Genomic DNA, 22,852 nt, shown 5'->3' on the forward strand with positions numbered 1-22,852 from the left:
CGGCTTCCTTTAAAAACCTTCCTGCGTTATACACGGCGTCTTCGTCGGATATCTGGTATGACATGAAGGGCATATCGCCTATGCAAAAGGTATTGGGTGCACCCCTTCGCACTGCCTTACAGCAGGTGATGCATTCTTCCATCGTCACAGGTATGGTCCCCTTGTAGCCCAGCAATACCATCCCTAAGCTGTCTCCTACCAAGATCATGTCCATCCCTGCCTGTTCGGCAAAGGATGCCGTGGGAAAGTCGTAAGCAGTTATCCATGCTACGGGCTCTCCCTTTTCCTTCATCTTCATGAGGTCGAGACGTGATTTCTTTGACATGTAGATCCCGCCTTTCGTGCGTTATATTTGTCCTTATCCGTCGTATGTCGTGTGTCGACATTAGACATATGTTAATATATGGTAAATTTTTGTAATTGTCAAGGGATAGGCGAATGTCTGCATAAGCCAAATTCTGCAAGAAGTTTCATCATATTCGGGTATGCTTTCAGTGAAAATACAATATGCAATACAATATAACGAAAGGACAAGCTTGATTTGATTGGGGCATATGTGTCGACATTCGATTGCACAAATGATATAAATTATCGGTATTACCTAATAAAGACAATATTTTGAGGAGGTCTTTAAATGAGCTTTAAATCACCTGCAGATATAGCAAACAGCGCTTGTGCGACAGCGACCAGCAAATGTAGTTTGCGAATTTCTCAGATGCTTTTTCTGGGTTTTTTAGCTGGTGCCTATATAGGCTTTGGCGGGTTTCTTTATACCGTCGTAACACAGGACCTCAGCCAATATGTCGGCCTTGGCCTGTCTAAACTGGTTGGCGGCGCATCGTTTACCGTCGGATTGATGTTGGTAATCATTGCCGGAGGCGAGCTTTTTACGGGGAATTGCTTGATCCCCATTGGAGCTTTGGCAGGTTGTGTTACTTTGAAAGAAATACTTAAAAACTGGATTATCGTTTACTTTGCAAACTTGATTGGATCGCTTTTCTTGGCTTACTTGATATATCGTACAGGTTTGGCAGGCGATGCCGTAGGTTCGAACGCGTTGAAGATAGCATCGGGCAAGATGTCTTTGCCCTTTGGAATCGCCTTCTTTCGTGGCATTCTGTGCAACTGGCTGGTAGTTTTGGCCGTGTGGATGGCTATGGCCGCCGAAGATATAGTCAGCAAGATATTTGCCATATTTTTCCCCATCATGGCCTTTGTGGCCTCGGGTTTCGAGCACAGCATCGCCAATATGTACTTTATGGCCCTTGGCATTCTTCTAAAAAACAACGAAGGACTGGTCTCTCAAGCCGGTTTAACCTCCCACTCAATCGACGCTCTTTCAGTTAGAGGGTTTTTAAACAACATCATCCCCGTTACTTTGGGGAATATTATAGGAGGCGTTTTATTTGTAGCCGTGTTTTACTATTTGGCCTATAAAGATAAAATTAAAGCTTGATTTTTTATTTTATATTTACAAAAAAGACAGCGCCCGGCCTTTAAAACCGACGCTGTCTTTTTTTTGTATTAAAAATCTTCAATGTGACATGTATTTTGTTTTCAATGTATGGATCATGTCTTTTGCTCGGACGAAGACTTCTGTGGATATTCCCTTCGAATAGTCCGTGAGAAATTGGATGGCCAAATCAGGGTCTGCGTTATACATCTCCAAAAGCATTTTCTCCAGGTAAGGTTGTCTTTCTATGTTTTGGCGCTCTGTCTTTTTCCATTCGATCCTGACCCAATCTATCTCCTCTTTGTAGTTCATGCTTACCAGATTTTCTAGCTCCGTAAAGGTATAGTAGGCAGAGGCGTCATTAAATTGGAGGACCTCAGGTGCCGGATCAAAGTGGTAATCGAGGAAAGATCGTTTACTATTAAGTGGGGTCTCTTGAGCGACCTGCCATTGATGAGGGATTTCCAAAATTCCCAAATACCAAGGAACGTAAACGCCGGTGCAGGGCGATCCCGTGGCAAGCCAGTATATGATTCCTATCTCTTTGGGCATTCCGCTTCTTAACTGGGCTATAAATGAGGTATTAGTTGTGGCCACGCAAATCTTTCTTACACCGACGCTGTGGGGAGTCCCCTTTTCATAGCCTGGGTTTTCGTCGAGCTCTGTATTTTCGTAGTGGAATCTGAGTATATCGGCCATATCCTCTTGTTTGAAAAAAATGCCTTTTACACTCCCCGTGAAAGGGGAAGTAAAAGGCATTTCGTCTTGTCTATTTATCTTTCAGATCGTTAGGGCCGAAAGAGCTTTTAATCTTCGGTTTCAATGTTGATCCGATAGCCGCCTTCCTCTTCGGGTTCCTTTTCAGGTATGGCGATCACCAGAAGCCCGTTTTTGAATTTGGCCTTGGCCTTTTCGGGTATCACTTCGACAGGAAGCGATATTACCCTCGAAATCTTGCCGTAGTACCTTTCAGATCTTATTACATCCTCGGACTCCACTTCTCTGCTGGCACCCTTTTCGGCCCTCAAGAGTACCTTGTCTTCATATACCTTTATATCCACATCGCGTGGATCAATACCCGGCATTTCCGCCTCGACTATCACGTTTCCGTCTTTGCGGTATACGTCTACCGATACCGCACCTCCACCCAACACCGGCGGCACAAATCTGCTTGCAAAATCGTCAAACACTCTGCTTATCTCCTCCTGTAGTCTATCTATTCCCATCATCCAAGGGTTCCACCACAGTCCGCGTCCTCTTCTTTCCGGTAATTCAGGTCTTTTCATAGAAGATCACCTCCTAACTTTGATCTTTCTTGACCTTCGATTTCATTGTACCAAAAAAACCGTTTAGTTCAAATAATTTCAATGAAATTTGGCGGCAACTAATCTAACCTGCTAATAATAATACCATATTTTATGGCGTCTTTCTCCGTATATTTCATGATTTCTCAAGTTTCGGAAGAATTTTAAGACCTGGGCTTTAGGATTCAACGCAGCTCACTGCTTTTTGAGCTCGCAGACTAAACCGCCCGTGAGCGCTACAAGTTCGTCCGGCGATACGGGAAAGAAGGCATGATCGTTGCCGGCAGCAGCCCATAATGTGTCGTATTTGCGTACATCTTCATCTATCAATGCTTTCATTTTAATGTTATAACCTACCGGCGGAACGCCGCCCACTTTATATCCGAAATTTTCTTCAATATAATCGGGTCCGGCCATCTTGATCTTACGTCCTCCGAGTGCTTTTTTAACCTTTTTTATGTCGACCTTATTTGAGCCGCTCATCAGGGCCAAGACAGGTTCTCCGTCAACGAGGAATATGAGGCTTTTGAGGATGTGTTCTTCAGGCACGCCTATCGCCCTTGATGCGTCTTCTACGGTGAATATGGTTTTGTCGCTCACCAGAATTTCACCCTCATATCCAAGTTCCTTTAATTTTTCCCATACCCTTTGAACTTCTTCCGTATAATGCCGATCTGCGTTCATGGTTTCACTACTCCCTTTCGTCTGTAGTTCCATATAAGGCTATGTAAATTTTATAGTTGGATAAGACTTTTCTTACGTAAGTCAAGGTTTCTTCAAAGGGTATGTCTTCGATCCATTCTATTTCGTCGAAATCGTCCTCCTGAGGTAACCATCGCAATACGTTGCCGATGCCTGCATTGTAGGCAGCTAACGCTAAGGGCAGTTTTTCGAGCCTTCCGATAAGCCAGGAGAAATGAGCTACGCCGAGGCGTATGTTCGTATCCGGGGAATATATATTGTAATTTTTAATTTTCAATTTTGTAGCTTCGTCCTTTGCCGTCGCTGGCATCAGTTGCATCAACCCACTGGCTCCCACCCAGCTTGTGGCATTGGGGTTGAAGGCGCTTTCTTGGCGCATGATGGCCCACACCACATGGGGGTCTACATTGAAATCTTTGCAGGATACCTGAACTTCCTGCGCGAAGGGAGTGGGATATAGGGCTTTCAGTAAATCCCTGTAGTACAAGTTTTCGGCCTTTAAGGAGTATTCGAGGGGCCTTGCAACGTTGTAAGCGATGTCGAAATTGCCCAGCCACTCATAAATACGGGAAGCCCTGAAACGGGCCGACGGTGTATTTTTCTGAGACAAGATCCTGCTTTCCCAAAAAAGGAACCCCCATGCTTCCATGGCGCTCGGTTTGCTTTGAAGTTCCTCAGGAAGACCTTCTCTGATCTTGCCCTCTATATTTTCGACTAATAAGCCGTAGTATGATAGAGGATAATTAGCCTTTATCTGGTCTTTTAGTTTCAAAGCTTCTTCAGCATTTCCCGATTCTTCAAGAGCTCTTGCTGCCCAGTAGAGGTTCCGGGAAGCCCAGAGTGCATCTCCTTTATAGGTACTTGCCCGAATGAGAAATTCGGCTGCGTTGAGATTGTCTTTTTCTTTCCAGGATTTCCATCCCATACGCCACAGCAGTTTCATCGAGTAAAAGTCGTCTTTTCCGGAAAGAAGCCTTGCTGTCAGAGCTTTTGCAGTAGCATTGTCGCCGCTGTCTTCGTAAAAGGATATGAGGTGATAGAGGGCGGCTCTTGCCGTTTCGCCGTCGGGAGCAGCAACGTTCTTTAAAATTTCTATTGCCTTGCCGTATCCAAGCCTCGCCAAAGTGGCGAGCCTTCCAACGGAAGCAACGGAGTAATCCCCGCCCCTTTTTGCCAATTCGCCCCAAAGAGCGGCCGCCTCTTCGTAATTTTTAAGCCTGTAATTGGCATAGGCGTGATAGTAACAGGCCTTTTCCCAAGAAGGAGAACTTTCATCCACTTTTTTTAGAAATTCCACGGCCTTCCTGTAATCTCCGTTTAAAAAGGCTGCATGGCCCAAGTAGAGGCACACTCTTGAGTCCTTTTCGCAATCCTGACTTTGCAGAAAGCTCAATGCCGTCGAGTTGCGCGGCTGAAGGTCCAACAAGGCAAAAGTTTCCTCAAGACCTGCCGACTTTATGGAAAACAGCGCCGTCAGTGCCTGAACCTTTTGGGGATCATCAGAGGCAGAAGACAACATGGCTCGCGCCCACTTCTCCTTTTCGTCGACGTCTTCTACCCGAAAAAGGGCGTAAGCGACGTAAAAACGAAGCGGTTCGGGTGATTTCGGCCACAACTTATAGAGCAAAGCCTTTGCTTCACTTTCTTGGCCTATCCGTTCAAAGGCTAAAGCTGTATAAAACTTGCCGAAGGGCCTTACCGAAGGCGGGAAATCGTCCTGTATCCTGAGCAATATCTCCAGCGCCTCATCGTATCTGTTCTGAAGCCAGAGACCGTTGGCGTAGACAGACCATTCTCTGGGAGAAAGCGAATTACCCGTCAACGCTACAAATTCGTCAAGCTGTCCCCACTGTTTTGCCAGAAAAAGGTCATCCACGCTATCAGCTAAGGCCGGCTTTCCCAAGAACGTCAAGCAAAAAAAGACCGATAACGCACCAAATAATGCAAGACACTTTCGCAAAGGTAAATTCCCCTTCCCTTAATACGATATCGCTTCTAGTATAATATATCCCATGATAAATTAAAAACTAAATATCATGGGATATATTTTTTGAAATCCTGTGTTAAAAAAATATTTGACCTTAAAAGTGACGTCGTTGGAGTTTACTTCTTTTGGGTAACCTCCGAGCAGCAACAGCACGAAATGCCTTCCGCGTCTTTTGAATTTAAAAACTGTCTGAAATGTTCCAGGAATTTCGGCTTTTCGTAGGGGCAGGTATGGAGAAACTCGATAAATGATACGAGGCGTTCCAGACAGCTTGATGAGATGTAATGTTCAATGGCGCAGGCATTTTCCTTCGCCTCATCGCTTGGCAGTTCCAGTACATCTTCGAAGAAACGTCTTATTAACTGCTCTCTTTGTATTAAAGACTTTGCCTTTTCCCTTCCCGGTTGCGTAAGCTCTAGATAGCCGTAGGGCTCCTGGGCCACAAGATCGTCTTCCTTTAACAAAGATATTATGCCGACGACGGTAGGAGCCCTAACTCCCATGACTTGAGCTATATCTTTTATGCGAACCGCCCTGTTCTTTTCTGCGAGCTTGTATATCTCCTTGATGTAGTCCTCTTTTCTTGGAGTCAGATTAGACATTAGCATCACCTATCTTTTTTAGCTTAGTATAATTATGGAGGACATTTCATGTTTAGTCAAGATAATGCTATCATATTACGTACACTTTAAAGGGGTGCGAGATCTTATGAGTTTGGGTCTGAAGATCAAAAGGATCAGGCAACAGCGGGGGTTGACCCAGGGCGAATTGGCCAGTATCGTTGGGGTTAGCCCCGGCTACATTCAAGCTTTGGAGAGCAACAGGAGAAACGGTTCCTTGAAAATACTAAAGAAGATAGCCGACGCGTTGGCCGTCGATACATCGGAGCTGCTTGAAGAAATGCAAGAAAAGGCGAATAAAGTACATTTAGATGAGCTGTTATCGGACAGATCTACCGAAATTTGGTATGGCGGCAAGAGGGTGGACGAAAGAAAAAAAGACATGCTTAGAAGGGTATTGGACGCCATTTTGCTGAGCGAGGAAGAATAGATATGCAGACCAGAAAGCCGACTAACGTTGACATGGGAAGCGATTCGGTTTCCCGTGTATTGACGCGACTTGCCATTCCTTCGATGATTACCATGTTTGCCCACACGGTTTTTCATATAGTCGATACCATGTTCATCGCCTGGCTTGGGACCGTGCCGCTGGCGGGCATGTCTTTGATGATGCCGGTGATATTCGTCGTCTATGCCCTCATGAGCGGCTGCACGATAGGGGCTACCACCCTTATAAGCAAAAATTTAGGCATGGGAAGACTTTATCGAAGTCGCTATCTGGCGAACGCTGCCCTATCTTTAGTATTTTTGATATCTCTTTTTCCATGCCTGCTTTTAATTCCCTCTATAAAGGAGCATTTCTTCTCCTTTCTGGGGGCAAGCCCGGAGGCTCTTGTGTATATAAACAGATATCTTTTCTGGCAGGTTTGGTCCTTTCCCGTTGCCTCTTGGTCCCTTTTGCTAGATGCCGTTTACAGGAGCCAAGGAAACGCCACCATGCCGATGTACGCGTTATTGATAGGAAATGCCGTAAATATGGCTTTGGATCCTCTGCTGATCTTTACCTTTGACATGGGCATCGGAGGAGCTGCTCTGGCGACCCTTGTGGGCAGAATTTTGACCTTCGCTTACTCTTTTTTGAAGTTGAGACACTACAGTGATATATATCCCAAGTTTACCTTGACAAGAAATACGATCCCAACGTGGCGAAGTATCATAGTCATCGGTTTGCCTCTTTCTCTTTCTCAGATCAGCTTTTCCGTCGGCGCCGCGCTGTTAAACAGGGTATTTGCGCAGTACGGGGAAGCTGCCATTAGCGGTTGGGCTTTGGGCAACCGCATAGAGGATATCGCGTTCTTGCTGGTGTTTGGGTTGAATGCCGCCCTTGTCCCCTTCGTCGCCTATAATTTGGGAAAAGGAGAGATAGAAAGAGTCAAAGAAGGGCTTGCCTTTGCATGCAAGTGGGCTTTCATATTGATGTGCAGCGTTGGCGTTCTTTTGTACGCATTTCCCTCGACGTTTCTCGCTGTCTTCAAGCCCGAAGGACTGACTCTAAGCTATTCGGTCGCCTCCATAAGGGCGTCGACGACGGCCTACCCCCTCATAGCCTTGACTATCATCATTGGCGGTCTTTTTCTTGGCGCAGGCTATACGCAATATAATTTTTATGCTCAGATTATACGAAACATTTTAGTTCGATATCCCGCAGCACTGCTTTTGAACGCAATGTTTGGCATAGACGGAGTATGGTGGTGTCAGCCCGTATCTTCCGTAGTTGCCTTCTTCGTATCGCTTTATTTTTTGAAGAAACTCAAACCGGCCATCCTGGATGTTCGGGAGCAATATACTTAGAACAGATCTGTCTTATTTACTGAAGTTCCCTATGGCTTTTTTTATATACAAATTGGGGGTATTTCTCAAGTTCACTACTTTTCCATCGCGTCCATTGCCGGAGGTAACTTCTGCCCAGGAGCCCATCAGCTTAACTGTGGGTCGAAACAAATCACCCTCATTACAGGCAGTTACAACGGCTATGTTGCCGTCGGACAACTCCACAATCGTCCCAGGCGGATACAAACCTAAAGCTGATACCAGTTCCCGCGAAACTTTTGGATCGAAATGCTTACCAGTATCCTTAATGATCAAAGATACAGCATTATACAGAGACACACCACTGCGATAGACGCGATTTGTAGTAACTGCGTCGAAGACGTCTGCCACCGCAACAATTCTTGCTTCAACGGGAATCTCCTTGCCCGTTAGACCCTTGGGGTATCCCTTTCCATCCATTCTTTCGTGATGGAACAAAGTAACATTTAGTATTGTTTCGTCGGTAATCCTCGCGTCTTTTAGAATTCCAAACCCTATTAACGGGTGGCCCTTCATCACTGCGAACTCTTCGGCTGTTAAGGGGCCAGGTTTGTTTAAAATTTCTAGAGGAATCCTTGCCTTGCCTACATCGTGCAGCAATCCTCCGATTACGATCCTCTCGGTTACACTATCGCCCTTTAATAGCTTTTCAGCCAAAAATCCAGAAAGCAATGAAACATTAAGAGAATGTACGAAAGTATACTCATCTTTTTCCTTCACTTTATATAAGGAAAGAGTAATGGCCTCGGATTCTAATATCTCTTGAGTCAAGACCCGTGCCGTATTAAGCAGCGGTTCGTACAGCTCCGATAATGTTTCTCCTTTTGCAATTCTGTTGTAAACGTCATTAATCTGATATAGCGCCATTTCCGCTAGCGATTTGTCAATTTGCCGAAAGGGAGGGGCGGATTGATAATTATTCTCATCCTCTATTGATGTAATTAAGGAGGGATCCGAATCATTGTGAAGATAGATGTTTATATATTCTACCCCTTCAGAAATGAGTTTTCCCTTTAAGATATTGATGGCACTATCGTCTAGAAGAGCTAAACTCGAGCCACGGGGCAACAGAAGAGCCTTATCATTGGATACAACATCTTCGGCTACAATGCCACTACAACGTTGCAATTCTTTGACAGGAACCCTGATAGCTTGCAACATTAAATGATCTCAACCGCCCTTAATTCATTATTTTCTAATACATCAATGTATTTAATTATACTTCAATATGTTTAATTATACTTCCTTCAAATTCTAAAAGCAATAAAATTTAGCAAAATAATAGCGGCCCGCTAGGGAGCCGCTATAAACTGCTACTAGCTTCAGTTGACCCGTTGCATAAGCCCGTATTTTTCGCTCACTTCGGTTATAGTCATTTTTTGGCTCCTTAGGCCGTTTCTTTTTCAGCCTCAAGTTCTTTGGCGACATCCCTTAAGGCATCGATGATATTTATGTGTTGAGGGCAATGCTCCTCGCACTGGCCACAGGCTATGCAGTCCGATGCCTTGCCATGTTCCCTGGCTAAGTTGTTGTAAAAAGATACTTGCACGGGTGTAGGCCCAAAGGTCTTGCGCTCATTGAATATGGCAAAGTACTCAGGTATTGCTATATGCTTGGGGCAGCCGTCGACGCAATACCTGCAGGCCGTGCAGGGTATCACGACCATCTTCTTTATTATCTCTACGGCCTCTTTTATGATCCTCATTTCTTCGTCGTTCAAGGGGACGAAGTTTTCCATGACACTCACGTTATCGGCCATTTGCTCGAAGCTGCTCATGCCGCTTAGCACCATGAAGACGTTTTCAAGGGAAGCGGCAAACCGAATTGCCCAGGAGGGGACGCTCAGGTCGGGATTGTATTTTTTAAACAGCTCGACCGCCTCGGGAGGGACGTTGGCAAGATATCCTCCCTTGACAGGTTCCATCACTATTACCGGCCTTTTGTGCTTGGTTGCCACTTCGTAACATTTGCCCGACTGTATAAGCTGGCTATCCCAATCCAGATAGTTTACCTGAAGCTGCACGTATTCTATCTCGGGATGCTCCATTAGTATCTGGTCCAACAGAGCGGCTTTATCGTGAAAGGAGATGCCGATGTGCCGGATTTTGCCCTGTTCTTTGAGCTTTTTTACAAATTTAAATCCGCCCAGCTTTGAAGTCTCAGCGTAGCGTTTGACGTCCAAGCTGTGAAGGAGATAGTAATCGAAATATGTTACGCCGCACCTTTCGAGCTGCTCCTCAAAAATAGCCTCGTAATCTTCATATTTAGTGGCAATCCAGGTGGGCAGTTTGTCTGTGAGCGTGAAGCTGTTCCTGGGATGCCTTTCAACCAATGCCTTTCTTATCGCAACTTCGCTTTTGCCCTGATGGTAAAGATAGGCTGTATCGAAGTAGGTAAATCCCCTCTCGAGGAAATGGTCTACCATTTTGTTCAACTGTTCCTGATCTATGCTCTCAGGGTTCTCGGGATCAATCAGGGGCAGTCTCATTAGTCCAAAGCCAAGTTTTTTCATACAGCTTTCCCTCCTGCTCTCGTAATTTTTGATACATGATATAGCATACTACCTGGAGTATGCCACAAGTCAAGTTTTTTTGATGCCGACACCTGAACGAAATGGATTACGTAAGACATATTAAGTATATTTTGATATCATACTTAAATCGGTGTAATGCCCTTTTGTCAATGCTAGCTTTATCGAGAGGTTCAGGGGGAAAGCAAAGTGTATCCTGATGAGGTCGCAAACGTCGTTAAATTGATCCAAAACTGCAAATATGATAAAGCTTTGTCCGAAGCTGAAAAGGCCCTGTCTAGGGCAACAAAAGAGCTTGGTGGCAACCACCCCGATTTGGTCGTGTATTTGGATCTTTTAGCAGGAATTTATGAAGCGGAAGGTCAATACAGCAGGGTAAAAAAGATTCGCAGGAAAGCGCTCAAGATTTGGATGAACGCCTTTCTCCCAAAGGATAGCTATAAGTTCTTTTTTGCCGATCTTTTACCGTTTCTTTTTGAAAGAAAGGCCCTGCAGCCGCGCTTTTTCCCAAAAGAGATCATGCCCTTAAGCCCTGACCTTTTAATTCACAGCGGAAGTAAGAGGGATACCTTCGTTCATCCCAAAGATCCCCGCCTTTGCATCAAAATAGATAGGCTCTGGAAAGAAGGCTATCGCGTTTCACCAAGGAAGCGCTTGGAGAGGATTTTAATGCCCTGGCTCATTGATTTTTGGTCAAACCGCGAAGAGGCAAGGGTGTACCGTTCTACGGCACTCAGAGTGGGAGAAGCTTTTTACGAGCACGCACCAAGATGCTTTGGCATAGCAATGACGAACCTGGGGCCGGGGCTGGTCGTCGAGCGCATTTGCAACGAGGACGGTTCCTTCTCTATACCGATCGACGTTTTCGTCAAAGAAAACCCTGACAAGGCAGGACGTACCCTTGAACTTTTAAGGGAACTTTACGATTTCCTCGTAAGCCACAAACTGGTGATCTACGACTGGGCTAACCCGGCAAACTTTTTGGTGCGCCAAAGCAAGTCCAAGGGAGACAAGATCGTCGTCGTGGACTGGAAGACGGAAGGCACGGCCGATAAGGATATACCGCTGCGCGATATCTTTCCTGCCTTGGCTTTAAAGAAGATGACCTACGAATACAACTGTTTATATGAGAAGATATCGCGCCTATGCGACTAACGATATTCAATCGGCTATATTAAGTATGGTTTCTGCCCGTAAGCGATGAGCCTACGGCCTGAGCTGCTTCCAGCGTATGAAGACAAAGCACCCGGCATTCAATGGCCGCCCTTCTCATAGCATAGCCGTCCTTCAGTGTATCCGTTTGAAGGGAAGGTATGTTTACAAAAACGTCGAACATATTGGAACGAATGGCCGATATAAGCTCCGCCCCCTTGAGAACCTCTTCGGAGGGCAACCCCCACTTCTTGAGCGCCGCTGCTGTGCCTGGTGTAGCGTAAATTTTCCATCCCAGATTGTAAAATATAGAAGCTACAGGAGCCAGCAGNNAAAAAGGATGTTGCCCTTCTCCGGAATGTTCCATCCCGCGCCCTGCAGGGCTTCTCTTAAAGCCTCGGCAAAGGTCTCCCCCACGCCTAAAGACTCTCCCGTGGACTGCATCTGCGGACCGAGCCTGCTGTCTGCTCCGGGAAGCTTTTCCGTGGAAAAGACGGGTACTTTTACTCCCATTGGCCCTTTGTAATCCATAATGCCAAGCCCGTAACCTGCGCCTTTAAGGCTTTCTCCCAAAGCAACTCCGACGGCTAGGTCTACCATTGGAATCTCCGTTAGTTTGCTTACTATGGGAACGGTTCGGCTGGCCCGCGGGTTTGCCTCTATTACGTAAAGCTTGTCGTCGTGACGGACGAATTGTACGTTAAATAGCCCCTTGACGTTTAACGCATCAGAAAGGGCTGAAACTATATGAAGCACCTCGCCTTTTTCCCGTGGCGAAAGGGAAAAATCAGGAAAGAGCGCGATGGAGTCGCCGGAATGCACACCGGCTGGGTCCAAGTGCTCGAATATACCGGGGATCAGTACGTCTTTTCCGTCGCAGATGGCATCAACCTCAAACTCCTTTCCCGGAAGAAAACGATCGATCAGGAGGGCGACACCGGGAGCATGGGAAAAGGCAAGGGAGGCAAGCTTTTTGAAGTCCTCCATTTCGTAAACCACCTGCATATCGACTCCGCCTATGACGAAGCTGGGCCTTATCATCACTGGGAAGCCCAACCTTTCGGCGATATCCACGGCCTCCTTCAAATTCCTTGCAGCCTCTCCCGGAGGATAGGGTATGTCAAGCTTGTGCAGTATATCGCAAAAACGTCCTCTATCCTCGGCCTCTACGATCGCCGATGCATTTGTGCCCAACATGCTAAAACCTTCTCCTGCCAAGGCAAGGCCTAATTTTAGCGACGTCTGCCCTCCAAAGGAGCAAAAAAACCCTTCGGCCCTTTCGCGTTTCAGAATGGCCTTAACGTCTTCGACGTGGAGGGGCTCGAAGTAAAGGGCGTCGGAAATGTCGTGATCGGTGCTGACCGTCTCGGGGTTATTATTTGCCATTACTGCCCTAAAGCCCCTGTGCCTCAAGCTTTCAACAGCCTTTACGCAACAGTAATCAAACTCAACCCCTTGGGCTATTCTTATTGGGCCTGAGCCTAAAACGATGATTGAACGAGCATCATCGCAAGGAGCGACTAAAGGGGAGTCGTCTTCGTAAACGCCATAGAAGTACCCGAATCGAGAGCCTTCTCCTCCTACCTTTTTGTGCTTTATCTCGATGTTATAACCCTGACGCAAGCCCGATACCTCCTCTGCCGACATTTCGCAGATAATAGCAATATCTTCGTCGCTAAATCCCGCACGTTTGGCTTCTGTTAGCACATCTCGGGTAAGTCCGGTTTTTAACCCTTTTTCTATCGAGACGATCTGTTGAAGTTGTTTTATAAAATAGGGATGTATTGCCGTAGCGTCCGAAATGTCATCTATGGCTTCACCGCGCCTTAAGAGCTCCAGGATGGCTCCCATGCGCCTGTGGGTTGGAAGTGTGCAGTGCTGCCACAGCTCGTGTTTCGTGGCCTTTTTAAAGCATTTATCGGTGAGGGGCGAAGGTTCATCCAATGAACGAAAGGCCTTAAGAAGGGCATGCATAAAGGAACTTCCTATTGCCATGNNCTGCCATGACCTCACCGGTGGACTTCATCTGCGTCCCAAGCTGGATATTGGCGGTTGGAAACTTTTCAAAGGGCCAGCGGGGGTGCTTGACTACGATGTAATCAACCTCGGGCTCCGACAAGGCGCTGCCCTTTCCCGTGATGGGGTTTGGAAGTTCCGCCAGGCTTTTGCTCAGGGCAATCTTTGCAGCTATCCTCGCTATTGGGTATCCCGTGGCCTTGCTTGCCAGGGCACTGGACCTGCTGGCGCGGGGGTTTACCTCTATGACGTAGTAGGAATTGCCCTGGGGCGAAAGGGCAAACTGCACGTTGCAGGCCCCGCGCACGTCCAAAGCCTTCACAATGGCCAACCCGGCCGTGCGTAAAAGGTTCCACTCCTCTTTCGTAAGGGTTAGTACAGGCGAGACAACGATGCTGTCTCCCGTGTGAATCCCCATGGGGTCGACGTTTTCCATCCCGCAGACGCACAAACAGTCGCCTCGAGCGTCCCTTATCACCTCAAGCTCTATTTCTCTCCACCCTAAAAGATAATTTTCTACCAATACCCTGTGAACGGGAGAGGCCTGCAGGCCCTCTTGAATTCTTTCCTTTAATTCTTCCTCGTTCCAGGCTATGCCTCCGCCGGTGCCTCCCAAGGTAAAATCAGGCCTTACGATCAGGGGAAATCTTTGACTTCGGGAAAACTCCAGGGCTTCTTCCGTCGAGGAAACGGCAACACTTTCCGGGACGGGTTGACCAATGCTTTTCATCAGATTCCTGAAGGATTCCCTTCCCTCGGCAGCCTTTATGGCAGATATCGGAGTCCCAAGGATCCTGACGCCTGCTTTCTTCCATATGCCTTTTTCTTCGCACTCCACACATAAATTAAGGGCGGTTTGCCCGCCCAATGTGGCTATGACTCCTTTGGGGTGATGTTCTTCGACTATGGCCTCAACGGCTTCGGCCGTTAGGGGTTTTATGTAAACGATGTCGGCCATAGCCGTATCCGTTTGTATAGTAGCGGGATTGCTGTTGAGCAGTATCACGCGGTAACCTTCTTCGTGAAGTGCCTTGCAGGCTTGGCTTCCCGCATAGTCGAACTCTGCAGCCTGGCCTATCTTTATGGGGCCTGAACCCAGGACAAGTATGCTTTCAGAAGACATCTAGCTTTGCTCCTTTCCATATTATCAACATAAGTTCCATTATATAGTATAATTTAATCTGAAGTTTATTTTCAGACCATTATAGAAACATCCCTCTCCTTTGTCAACTTTGAGGTTCGGATCTTGAATCTTGAATTTTTTGTTACCACCCTGATACGTCGATGTTATATTGCGACGATATATCGGAAGCGCCAGGGTACTTTCAGAGCGGAATTTCTGGAAATGATTCGATTATCGAATAGTAAGGGATAAACGCGAATGAATAAGGTGACCTGCCGTGAGTTTTGCGTTATATTAAATTATGTTACGACAACAGCAAGGCAGTGGATGATATGAAAGATACAATTACGGTCCATGAACAAGAAAGGACATGGCTTGAAACACTAGCTCAAAGCTGGGGCGTGAAACTGGTTTTTAGAGAATATTTGGGCGCCGATATGTTCGCTCGGGTAACCATTGCTTCCGACGGCGAAGCCTGGGTGGAGATGCTTCAAAGCTTCGATCCTGAAGATTACTACAGCCGTTGGGGAAACCGCGACATCGCGCCGGGTGAGCTTTTCAGGTTCCTGCTTCTTCACGAGATTGCCCATATGAAGCTTGGGCACGAAAAAGAAAGCATTCCAAGGGACGTGCGAACCAAGGAAGATTGGCAAAGGATCATTCGTGAGCGCGAGGAAAGAGCCGACCAGTGGGCAAAAAGGCGCCTCAAAGATCCCTGGCCTAAATAAATATTTTATAGGTTAAGCACCTTAACTTCGTCCTTTGGAATGACAAGATCTACCGATGTATCGTAATTTAAACTGCAGTCCAGGCTGTTATTTAAGACGTCTACGTCTAGGATGCAATCTTTCGATCTAACCCGATAGCGCAGTATATTTCCTTTGAGAAAGACGCTGACGACCTTACCCTTAATTCGCCAGGAGCCATTATGGCCTTTTCCGTTTTCGCCATTCAAGGAAAGCTTGATCACCTCCGGCCTTATGGCTAAGCTCTTTCCGGAGATAAGGGGTTCTCCCACGAGCCGTTCAAATTCCTCCCCTTTAAGGACGTTGAAGTTTCCTATGAACCTCGCCACGAACTCGCTTGCAGGCTGGCTGTATATCTCCAAAGGTTTGCCGGATTGCGCTACCCTGCCTTCGTTTATCACGAATATCCTGTCTGAAATCGTCAAAGCCTCTTCCTGGTCATGGGTGACGAAGATCATGGTCATGCCGGATTTTTTCTGTATATTCTTAAGCTCCATCTGAAGCATCTTTCTTATCTTGGCATCCAGTGCGTTGAAGGGCTCGTCAAGAAGCAGCACGTCAGGCTCCACGATCATTGACCTAGCGAGAGCTACCCTCTGTTGCTGACCGCCGGAAAGCTCTCTTGGATAAGATTTTTCTTTGCCGCCCAACCCAACGAGGTCGATCATCTCCTTAACTCTTGCTGCAATATAGCCTCCTTTAAGGCCCTGCATTTTTAGCCCAAATGCTATGTTTTCGTAGACGGTCATGTTCGGAAAAAGGGCGTAGGACTGAAATACCATTCCCACTCCTCTCTTTCTCGGTGCAAGGTAGGTGATATCCCTGTCGTTTAAAAGTATGCGACCGCCATCGACCTCATTTAACCCGGCAATGCATCGAAGCAATGTACTCTTGCCGCAGCCCGAAGGCCCAAGCAGTGTTACCAGCTCTCCCCTTTCGACGGCGAGGCTTATTTCATTCAATACCACCGTACCATCAAACTTCTTTGTAACTTTATCTATAATGAGGTAACTCATATTTCTTCCCCCTTAAGTTATCTGAATTTCCGTTTTTGAAGTTTTGGCCCAGCTTTAACGCGATCCATGAAAGGCAGAAGACGAAAAGGTAGTAACTTATCACGACGGCACTGGACAAATGGCCGCTTTCCCTCATTCGCCTCATCAAGTATATCTGGACGGTTTCGTAGTATCCGCCTACTAAGAAGTTTGTCAAAACGAACTCACCAAAAAGCACGGAGAAGGAAAGCAGGGCTGATACCATAACCCCAGGAAGTATGTTCGGCAGTACAACCTTAAAGAAGGCTTTAGGCTTGGAAGCACCCAAAAGCTCGGCCGCGCTGACGAGTTGAGGAAGGTCTACCGTCCTCATGCTGTTTCGCGTTCCTTGATATGTATAGGGAAGTATGACGACGAAGTAGGCTCCTATCAATAACCAAACTGTCCCGGAAATTGCCAGAGGTCCTGAGGAATAGACCTTGATCAGCCCCACGGCACCAATCACTCCAGGTATGGCATAGGGAAGCATGGCGAAAGCCTGAAGAAACCGCTCTAACTTTGGAAGATAAAGAGAAACGATGAAAAGCGATACCACCATCACAGCAATGTTTAAACCTACCGCGACGGAGCAGGCAAAGAGCGTTCGCCCCAAAGCCGCTACGAAACGTACATCCTGGAAAAGCTTCACATACCAAGAGAGAGTCAACCCCTTGGGCAGGACAGTGTCGTACCAGTCGGTGGCAATCGAATATAGGAAGGTTGCTATCAAAGGCATGAACAAATAAAGAAACATCAAAGCTATGGCGAAGCGATGAAGTGTCCTCTTTTCCTTCACTTTAAATCCCTCCTGATCCGCCTCATCATGTATTCATTTGTAAGCATGGCTGCGATGAGGCTCAAGGCGAGAAGCATGGCCAGCGCGCTTGCAAGATGAGGTCGTGCGTATACATCTCCCGATATCAGAGCGCCAATCCTGACGGAAAGGAGGTTGTAATTGCTTCCAACCAAGGCGTAGGCCGTGGCATAGGCTCCCATAGCGTTGGCAAAGAGAATACTAAAAGTCCCGACGAGCCCAGGCATAATGACGGGAAGGCCAACCTGAAGCCAGAATTGCATATCTGAAGCCCCAAGCAGATGTGCGGCCTCCCGCCACTGCTCTTTTATCTCAAAGTAGATTGGATAAAGCAAAAGTATGGCCAAGGGCAGCTGAAAGTAAACGTAAACCAGGACCAAGCCACTCCAGCTGTAGAGGTCGAATTCTGAAAATATATCCAACCCCCACCTTTGAAATAGGATCGTAAAAAGACCGCTGTTGCCGAGCATGATAATGTAGGCAAAGGCAAGGGGGACGCCTGCGAAATTTGCCGTGAGATTTACGTAAGTCAATACCGCCTCCTGGGATTTCGGCTTAAGGCGCGTTATGAAGTAAGCGACGAAGGCTGCCACGACTATTGCAATGAAACTTGAAAGAAGCGATATGAGCAGGCTGTTTTTGATGGCGACCAGATAGTATGGATTTTTTAAAGCGGTGATATATTGTCCCAAAGTCCAAACATTACCGTCGTCCGTCCTAAAGCTGTCAATGAGCATTCCCATAATTGGCAGCAGCTCGAATCCGAAGATCATTACTGCCAATGGAAAAAGCGCACCTGTAAGCCAGAGGTTTTTACTGATATGCGCCCACTTTGCCCTCACGATAATCCCCCCGAGGATGCCAGAGATGTAATAGACTTCATTGCCTCAGCCGGATTTATCTCAAGCAGCCTACAGATCAAGGGCGCTATCCCAAGCTGCGAAGGAGGTTCGTAGCATACCGACGTGAATCGGTCGCCAACGAGAAACAGAGGCACGTCCCGCTCCTCGCTGCTTTCTCCCCCGTGGTTTCCGAAGTCGTCCATCCCGTGGTCGGCCGTCACAATCACCTGATAGCCGTCGTCCAGCCACAGGGGGATGTACTTGCTTAAAAGCTCATCCATTTCCGATGTCTTTTTTGCATACTCTCTTGATGAACCTCCGTAGAGATGACCGAAGTAATCGACCCCCATGGGATGTATCAGCAAAAAGTCGGGCCTGTGTTTCCTTCGAAGTATTTCACCATCGACAAAGAGGTGGGAATCGGGATAGTCGTCCTCGAAGTAGAATCTCCCGAATTGAATTGGCATATCTTCCTTCTCCTGTTCGCGGTGAAGCGGCGGATCGAAGGGATAGCAGTTGTAAAGCTCGCTGATCCAGTAATAAGCCGCTGCTGCGTTGATGAGCCCTTTTTCTCTGGTCAGATGAAATAGGCTTTTTTGACTCGACCTTCCTTTAAATTCGTTAGAGGTCACGCCGCTTATATAGGGAGGAATCCCCGTAAGCAGCGTCTCGTATAAGGGTTTGGAAAGGCTTGGCAGTTCAGCCTTTAGGGCAAATCTGGCTGCCAAGCCTTTCCCGGTCAAACGGACCATATAGCGCATTTCCTTAAAGGCCACATCGCACCTGAGTCCGTCTATTATTACGAGAATTACCTTATTCATGGTAGCTATCTAAGATACACCAACACTTGTTCCTGCCAGATTTGAGGCAGCATCTTCGCCGTGTTTTCCCAAGCTTTGAAGTCCTTAATCGGCCTTGCATTTGCGTATTGTTCCATAGGAATCATCTTTTTCGCCACTTCCTCGGGAAGCTTTACGCTGCTTCTTATCGGACGTGCATAACCCTTTGCAAGGTTGATCTGCCCGGCATCGCTCAAGATGTACTCCCTGGTGAGCATGGCTGCATGAGGATGGGGGGCGTATTTGTTGATTATAGTGGCGTAACCGCTCACTACGCTTCCTTCTTTGGGGATGCTGACCTCAAAGCGATCGGGGTCTATTTGGTCCCGATAACCCAAGGCGTTGAAATCCCACAGAAATCCCACGGGTATCTCTCCCTTTTCGAAATTGGCCGGCAATACATCGGTCAGCAATAACCTTCCCTGTTTGGCAAGCGCCGAAAAAAAGTCTATTGCAGGCTTAATGTTGCTCTCGTCTCCGCCAAGGGCAATCGCTGTGGCAAGCACCGCCATCTGAGCCTGGGCAGCCTTAGTCACATCCCCGATGGCGACTTTGTAATCCCCATTTTTAATGTCCTCGAAAGACCTGGGCGGATTTTTAACCTGGGACTTGTCCGTGATGACGGCCATAGTGCCGAGATATCCCACTATCCAGTGTCCTTCTTTGTCTTTGGCCCAATCTGGTATTTCGTCCCAGTAGGACGTCTTAAAGGGCTGTGTAACTTTCCGTTCAACTGCAACAGGCCCAAAGGCCATGCCCACGTCTCCTATGTCAGCTGTAGGGTTATTCTTTTCCGCCTCGAACTTGGCTATTTCCTCCGCGCTCGACATATCGGTGTCGATATGCTTCAGGCCGTATTTGACCTCCAGATCGCGCCACGTATCCTTCCAGTTAGCCCAAGCATCGGGCATACCAACGCTTACGATCATGCCCTCCTGCCTTGCGCGCTCCTCTATTTCCTTCAGGCTAAGCTGCTGAGCATTTGAAGGTGTGGCAGGCATAACAAGAATGGCAAATATCATACAAACAACCATACTTAGTAAAATCCTTCTTGCCTTAACTGCTTTTTTCACCGATCCTTACCTCCCCTGAAACCAAATTTGTGTTGCCGAAACAAGTATAAGATGCGCATGTTACGGCACTGTTTTTATTTGGCAACAAGAATGTAACTGTTTATCTTCTAGGGGTGCCATGAAATAAAAGATTTTTTCAGAATCTATATAAGACCCAGATTTTAGCATTCGTATAGCTTTCAAGCTTTTAATAGGATAATTTACCGCGAGGCCGAGGATTTTAGGGCCAGAAATGACCCGATAAGCACGAGAAGCCCTCCGAAACATTGGGCCACACTTAAGCTTTCTTTAAAGATTAAAAGCGAGAGGATGACGGTCACGAGAGGTTCTGCCATGCTTAAGATGGCAGCTATCGACGGGGATGTCAGCATAACCCCGAGGAAAAAGGATAGAAAGCCAAAAAGGGAGATGAAGGCTATCATGCAGAGCAACATCCATGCAGAGCAAGCAACCGGAAGGGCCAAGTTATGTGTGCCTATTCCGAGGATGAGGAACGACACAGCAGAAAACAGGCAGACATAAGCCACAGTCACCTGGTACGGTATATCTCTGATTATGAAGTTCCCGTAAAGGATATAGGATGTATATGATAAAGCTGCCAAGCCGGCGAGCAAAACGCCCTTTATGCTGACGGAAATGGCAGTCTTTCCGGAAAGAAAAACAAGACCAAGGAAAGACATTATTATTGATAGGATAATAGGCCTCGAAAGACGTTCCTTGTTGACAAAAAACGATCCGACGGACACCAAAGCGGGATATGAATAAAAGATGAGGGCTGCCACCGAGGCCGGTATATATTCAATGCTTGAGAAGTAGCCAAAGCTCGTTAGGGTAAACATGACGCCACCAAGAACAAACAACTTAAGTAAATTTCTTTTGTCCACCTGCAGAGCTGCTTTCCCTCTTTGCATATAAAGCAAGAAGCAAAGTGCAGCAGATGCGATCGTGAATCGTACAAAGTGAAGGGACATAACGCTGACGCGACTTTTATAGGCAAAGAGGGCAAGTATAGGGATAAGCCCGAACAAGAAGGCGGATAACAAGACAAAGGCGGCACCTTTGTAGCCTTTATAATGTCCTGACACGTCTTTCATGGACAGTAAACCTCATTATATTGGTTTATGAGACTTACCTGATAGATTATATAGAATATTATAGCAATAACATGATTGAGGAACGACACAACCACAATTGCTTCAATCCCTCACATCTAGGATCGTACCCCATCTGCAGTAACATTTCATATCCTGCCCTGTCGCTATGGATGGTGGGAAATCCCAACCCCTTGCTCACGAGTTCGGCCACGGCCATAAGGAATTTGATCTATGGCTGACGGATAATGGAACTATTACGGAAGGCGACGTTAAATACAAAGTCCTCGTGGTAATGAGCGACGGAAGCATCTTGGAAAAAGATGTAGTGCGTGCCGAAGAAGGAAAAGAGGTTTCAAAGGCCAGGATGCCTTCGGGCACAGCTCAAGTTTCTGACAAAATTCGCGCTACTTATCGCGGCAAGGGGCCTATGAACTACCTGAAGAAGGCAGAGGTTTCCTCTCTTCTTGCCTCGGCGGACGCGAACCCCGACGCTCACGTGCTACTCAAGCTCATTAATACTAAAGGAACCATAAAAAGCATTACCGTTAAGGCAAAAGACGGCAAAAGCGGAACATGGGATACTATTCCGGGAAACGGCGTATGGAATATAGTAGTCACCCGCGCTGCGTCTGGGGGAATACTGTCTAATACGGACGGGTCTTTCAATATGGAGGTCGAAGGAGACACGGAACTGCACCTCTGGCTGGCTGATAACGGAAATTTAGGCGTCGCACCGGAGAAATTTGAGATTTTTATAGCTTTTGAAGACGGGCGCTTGCTGAAGAACACGATAAGGAAATGATCTTACCAACTGCTGCAATCTGAACATTTATAATGCGACGTTATAAAAAATTGAAGTAAGATGGCCTGGCAACTAATTATTGCATAAGCTGTCAGGCCATCTTTACGGAGGATTTTTTAAAACTACCTCCCTTGTGTCGTAGGGGCCAATGATCCACCCATACAAAGGGACGCTTCAACAACGGCCCTTCGGGTTGGATAATAAGCGTCATAAATGAGAAACGCCTCAAAGCCTACGGACTGGATAAAACCTATCGAAACTTCTACCCCGGCTCTGCGGCAGCCCTGGCTTCGGCTATTGCCGGAGCTTATGAACGAGGAAATCCTGTTTTGGCTTACTACTGGAAACCTACTTTCCTTCTTGAAATGTACGACATGACGAGGCTCGAAGAACTGCCCTACAGGGGCATCTCCTTCAGGGCGAACTTGACAGAATTTATCCCGAGCAAAGGGACGTTTTAAAGTGGATGCCCTACTGGGAAAATTGGTACCTTTCCAACAGACATTCCCTTCGACCTACAAGAGAGCCTCTATCAGTGCTTACCTCCCTATTTGCGAAAGAAACCCCGATCGAAGTGGGCCGAGATCCGCGATAAACTTATACAATGCAAAGAGGTCGCAAGAGCTATCGAAGCAATAGAAAAAAGCCTTTTTGTGCTTTGCCTCGATGATTTTGATGATTCTAGAAGGCGTTTCATCGAAAAACTTCCGAAGGCATTGAAGGATATGCACCGCTGTGCCGGCCTGTCGACGGAACGTAAGTTTCTTTGACAAGCACGTAAAAATTCTTGTAATATAAAAACATATTGCAGTGCTTGCTTCTGTATTTTTATCCTTTCTATTCCCTAAAGCTCATAAAATTTTCGTAGCGCCCATTTGGCTATGCCCGTTACGACATCGCCGACCGATTTGC

At 46.9% G+C, this 22,852-nt stretch carries 24 protein-coding genes and 1 pseudogene; 8 read left to right on the plus strand and 17 right to left on the minus strand.

What is annotated here, in order from left to right; all coding sequences use genetic code 11:
• Positions 1–325 (minus strand): 3-methyl-2-oxobutanoate hydroxymethyltransferase (locus B3N34_RS01115; protein WP_286974095.1); only part of this gene is annotated, 325 nt, incomplete at its 3' end.
• 309 nt (positions 326–634) lie between these two features.
• On the opposite strand from B3N34_RS01115, the gene B3N34_RS01120 reads away from it, so the two are divergent.
• Positions 635–1,456, plus strand: a complete 822-nt coding sequence (locus B3N34_RS01120; protein WP_286974097.1) for a formate/nitrite transporter family protein — start codon at positions 635–637, stop codon at positions 1,454–1,456.
• A gap of 78 nt (positions 1,457–1,534) precedes the next feature.
• Here B3N34_RS01120 and B3N34_RS01125 read toward each other — a convergent pair whose 3' ends face one another.
• The 5 genes from B3N34_RS01125 to B3N34_RS01145 form a co-directional block, all read right to left on the minus strand.
• Positions 1,535–2,152, minus strand: coding sequence for a C69 family dipeptidase (locus B3N34_RS01125; RefSeq protein ID WP_286974100.1), 618 nt, complete (start codon positions 2,150–2,152; stop codon positions 1,535–1,537).
• A 107-nt stretch (positions 2,153–2,259) separates the two neighbouring features.
• Positions 2,260–2,739, minus strand: a complete 480-nt coding sequence (locus B3N34_RS01130) for an Hsp20/alpha crystallin family protein (RefSeq protein ID WP_286974103.1) — start codon at positions 2,737–2,739, stop codon at positions 2,260–2,262.
• Positions 2,740–2,952: 213 nt separating this feature from the next.
• Positions 2,953–3,441, minus strand: a complete 489-nt coding sequence (locus B3N34_RS01135) for a YbaK/EbsC family protein (protein ID WP_286974106.1) — start codon at positions 3,439–3,441, stop codon at positions 2,953–2,955.
• A gap of 7 nt (positions 3,442–3,448) precedes the next feature.
• Positions 3,449–5,419 carry a transglycosylase SLT domain-containing protein gene (locus B3N34_RS01140; protein WP_286974108.1) on the minus strand — a complete coding sequence of 657 codons (1,971 nt, stop codon included), beginning with the start codon at positions 5,417–5,419 and terminating at the stop codon, positions 3,449–3,451.
• A 143-nt stretch (positions 5,420–5,562) separates the two neighbouring features.
• A complete protein-coding gene (locus B3N34_RS01145; protein WP_286974110.1) occupies positions 5,563–6,048 on the minus strand; it encodes a metal-dependent transcriptional regulator in 486 nt (161 codons plus the stop codon).
• 106 nt (positions 6,049–6,154) lie between these two features.
• On the opposite strand from B3N34_RS01145, the gene B3N34_RS01150 reads away from it, so the two are divergent.
• Together B3N34_RS01150 and B3N34_RS01155 are read left to right on the plus strand one after the other, a co-directional pair.
• The gene (locus B3N34_RS01150) at positions 6,155–6,496 is read left to right on the plus strand and encodes a helix-turn-helix domain-containing protein (RefSeq protein WP_286974112.1); all 342 of its coding nucleotides are present in this window, start codon (positions 6,155–6,157) and stop codon (positions 6,494–6,496) included.
• A 2-nt stretch (positions 6,497–6,498) separates the two neighbouring features.
• Positions 6,499–7,857 carry an MATE family efflux transporter gene (locus B3N34_RS01155; RefSeq protein ID WP_286974115.1) on the plus strand — a complete coding sequence of 453 codons (1,359 nt, stop codon included), beginning with the start codon at positions 6,499–6,501 and terminating at the stop codon, positions 7,855–7,857.
• Between the two features lie 12 nt (positions 7,858–7,869).
• On the opposite strand, the gene B3N34_RS01160 is transcribed toward B3N34_RS01155, so the two are convergent.
• Complete coding sequence (locus B3N34_RS01160) at positions 7,870–9,036, minus strand: HD-GYP domain-containing protein (RefSeq protein WP_286974117.1); 1,167 nt, start codon at positions 9,034–9,036, stop codon at positions 7,870–7,872.
• Positions 9,037–9,262: 226 nt separating this feature from the next.
• The gene (locus B3N34_RS01165) at positions 9,263–10,387 is read right to left on the minus strand and encodes an aldo/keto reductase (protein ID WP_286974120.1); all 1,125 of its coding nucleotides are present in this window, start codon (positions 10,385–10,387) and stop codon (positions 9,263–9,265) included.
• A 207-nt stretch (positions 10,388–10,594) separates the two neighbouring features.
• On the opposite strand from B3N34_RS01165, the gene B3N34_RS01170 reads away from it, so the two are divergent.
• The gene (locus tag B3N34_RS01170) at positions 10,595–11,560 is read left to right on the plus strand and encodes a YrbL family protein (RefSeq protein ID WP_286974122.1); all 966 of its coding nucleotides are present in this window, start codon (positions 10,595–10,597) and stop codon (positions 11,558–11,560) included.
• Positions 11,561–11,579: 19 nt separating this feature from the next.
• Here B3N34_RS01170 and B3N34_RS01175 read toward each other — a convergent pair whose 3' ends face one another.
• From B3N34_RS01175 to carB, 3 genes are read right to left on the minus strand one after another with little or no spacing between them, the layout of a single operon-like run.
• On the minus strand, positions 11,580–11,924 hold the full coding sequence (locus tag B3N34_RS01175) for a hypothetical protein (protein WP_286974124.1): 345 nt from the start codon (positions 11,922–11,924) through the stop codon (positions 11,580–11,582).
• A complete protein-coding gene (locus tag B3N34_RS01180) occupies positions 11,873–13,552 on the minus strand; it encodes an ATP-grasp domain-containing protein (RefSeq protein WP_286974126.1) in 1,680 nt (559 codons plus the stop codon). The genes B3N34_RS01175 and B3N34_RS01180 overlap by 52 nt, the downstream gene beginning before the upstream one ends.
• The gene (carB, locus tag B3N34_RS01185) at positions 13,515–14,696 is read right to left on the minus strand and encodes a carbamoyl-phosphate synthase large subunit (protein ID WP_286974128.1); all 1,182 of its coding nucleotides are present in this window, start codon (positions 14,694–14,696) and stop codon (positions 13,515–13,517) included. The genes B3N34_RS01180 and carB overlap by 38 nt, the downstream gene beginning before the upstream one ends.
• A gap of 332 nt (positions 14,697–15,028) precedes the next feature.
• On the opposite strand from carB, the gene B3N34_RS01190 reads away from it, so the two are divergent.
• Positions 15,029–15,424 (plus strand): ImmA/IrrE family metallo-endopeptidase, encoded by a 396-nt coding sequence (locus tag B3N34_RS01190; protein WP_286974130.1) that lies wholly within the window; start codon positions 15,029–15,031, stop codon positions 15,422–15,424.
• 5 nt (positions 15,425–15,429) lie between these two features.
• On the opposite strand, the gene B3N34_RS01195 is transcribed toward B3N34_RS01190, so the two are convergent.
• From B3N34_RS01195 to B3N34_RS01220, 6 genes are all read right to left on the minus strand, one after another.
• A complete protein-coding gene (locus B3N34_RS01195; protein ID WP_286974132.1) occupies positions 15,430–16,458 on the minus strand; it encodes an ABC transporter ATP-binding protein in 1,029 nt (342 codons plus the stop codon).
• Positions 16,436–17,272: an ABC transporter permease gene (locus B3N34_RS01200; protein WP_286974134.1), complete on the minus strand. Its 837-nt coding sequence runs from the start codon at positions 17,270–17,272 to the stop codon at positions 16,436–16,438. The genes B3N34_RS01195 and B3N34_RS01200 overlap by 23 nt, the downstream gene beginning before the upstream one ends.
• Positions 17,269–18,132 carry an ABC transporter permease gene (locus tag B3N34_RS01205; RefSeq protein ID WP_286974136.1) on the minus strand — a complete coding sequence of 288 codons (864 nt, stop codon included), beginning with the start codon at positions 18,130–18,132 and terminating at the stop codon, positions 17,269–17,271. Before B3N34_RS01205 ends, B3N34_RS01200 begins: the two co-directional genes overlap by 4 nt.
• Entirely contained in the window at positions 18,129–18,953 is an 825-nt protein-coding gene (locus B3N34_RS01210) for an alkaline phosphatase family protein (RefSeq protein WP_286974139.1), read from the minus strand. The genes B3N34_RS01205 and B3N34_RS01210 overlap by 4 nt, the downstream gene beginning before the upstream one ends.
• Positions 18,954–18,958: 5 nt before the next feature.
• Positions 18,959–19,993, minus strand: a complete 1,035-nt coding sequence (locus B3N34_RS01215) for an ABC transporter substrate-binding protein (protein ID WP_422652825.1) — start codon at positions 19,991–19,993, stop codon at positions 18,959–18,961.
• A gap of 251 nt (positions 19,994–20,244) precedes the next feature.
• Positions 20,245–21,138: a DMT family transporter gene (locus B3N34_RS01220; RefSeq protein WP_286974144.1), complete on the minus strand. Its 894-nt coding sequence runs from the start codon at positions 21,136–21,138 to the stop codon at positions 20,245–20,247.
• Between the two features lie 166 nt (positions 21,139–21,304).
• Between B3N34_RS01220 and B3N34_RS01225 the strand changes: the two genes are divergently transcribed.
• The 3 genes and pseudogenes from B3N34_RS01225 to B3N34_RS01235 all read left to right on the plus strand — a co-directional run bounded on the left by B3N34_RS01225 (position 21,305) and on the right by B3N34_RS01235 (position 22,710).
• A complete protein-coding gene (locus B3N34_RS01225) occupies positions 21,305–21,940 on the plus strand; it encodes a hypothetical protein (protein ID WP_286974147.1) in 636 nt (211 codons plus the stop codon).
• 173 nt (positions 21,941–22,113) lie between these two features.
• Positions 22,114–22,401: pseudogene (locus tag B3N34_RS01230) on the plus strand (glycine betaine ABC transporter substrate-binding protein); the annotation flags it as partial.
• 90 nt (positions 22,402–22,491) lie between these two features.
• Positions 22,492–22,710: a choline/carnitine O-acyltransferase gene (locus B3N34_RS01235; RefSeq protein ID WP_286974148.1), complete on the plus strand. Its 219-nt coding sequence runs from the start codon at positions 22,492–22,494 to the stop codon at positions 22,708–22,710.
• Positions 22,711–22,852: the final 142 nt, after the last annotated feature.

The organism is Acetomicrobium sp. UBA5826, from assembly GCF_002433005.1.
Taxonomy (GTDB): Bacteria; Synergistota; Synergistia; order Synergistales; family Acetomicrobiaceae; genus Acetomicrobium.

What these genes read in the sequence shown, in the direction of transcription:
- B3N34_RS01120 (WP_286974097.1), top strand. Translation starts at nt 635, where the DNA reads ATGAGCTTTAAATCACCTGCAGATATAGCAAACAGCGCTTGTGCGACA.
- B3N34_RS01125 (WP_286974100.1), bottom strand. Translation starts at nt 2,152, where the DNA reads ATGGCCGATATACTCAGATTCCACTACGAAAATACAGAGCTCGACGAA.
- B3N34_RS01130 (WP_286974103.1), bottom strand. Translation starts at nt 2,739, where the DNA reads ATGAAAAGACCTGAATTACCGGAAAGAAGAGGACGCGGACTGTGGTGG.
- B3N34_RS01135 (WP_286974106.1), bottom strand. Translation starts at nt 3,441, where the DNA reads ATGAACGCAGATCGGCATTATACGGAAGAAGTTCAAAGGGTATGGGAA.
- B3N34_RS01145 (WP_286974110.1), bottom strand. Translation starts at nt 6,048, where the DNA reads ATGTCTAATCTGACTCCAAGAAAAGAGGACTACATCAAGGAGATATAC.
- B3N34_RS01150 (WP_286974112.1), top strand. Translation starts at nt 6,155, where the DNA reads ATGAGTTTGGGTCTGAAGATCAAAAGGATCAGGCAACAGCGGGGGTTG.
- B3N34_RS01155 (WP_286974115.1), top strand. Translation starts at nt 6,499, where the DNA reads ATGCAGACCAGAAAGCCGACTAACGTTGACATGGGAAGCGATTCGGTT.
- B3N34_RS01160 (WP_286974117.1), bottom strand. Translation starts at nt 9,036, where the DNA reads ATGTTGCAAGCTATCAGGGTTCCTGTCAAAGAATTGCAACGTTGTAGT.
- B3N34_RS01165 (WP_286974120.1), bottom strand. Translation starts at nt 10,387, where the DNA reads ATGAAAAAACTTGGCTTTGGACTAATGAGACTGCCCCTGATTGATCCC.
- B3N34_RS01190 (WP_286974130.1), top strand. Translation starts at nt 15,029, where the DNA reads ATGAAAGATACAATTACGGTCCATGAACAAGAAAGGACATGGCTTGAA.
- B3N34_RS01195 (WP_286974132.1), bottom strand. Translation starts at nt 16,458, where the DNA reads ATGAGTTACCTCATTATAGATAAAGTTACAAAGAAGTTTGATGGTACG.
- B3N34_RS01210 (WP_286974139.1), bottom strand. Translation starts at nt 18,953, where the DNA reads ATGAATAAGGTAATTCTCGTAATAATAGACGGACTCAGGTGCGATGTG.
- B3N34_RS01215 (WP_422652825.1), bottom strand. Translation starts at nt 19,993, where the DNA reads ATGATATTTGCCATTCTTGTTATGCCTGCCACACCTTCAAATGCTCAG.
- B3N34_RS01220 (WP_286974144.1), bottom strand. Translation starts at nt 21,138, where the DNA reads ATGAAAGACGTGTCAGGACATTATAAAGGCTACAAAGGTGCCGCCTTT.
- B3N34_RS01225 (WP_286974147.1), top strand. Translation starts at nt 21,305, where the DNA reads ATGGATGGTGGGAAATCCCAACCCCTTGCTCACGAGTTCGGCCACGGC.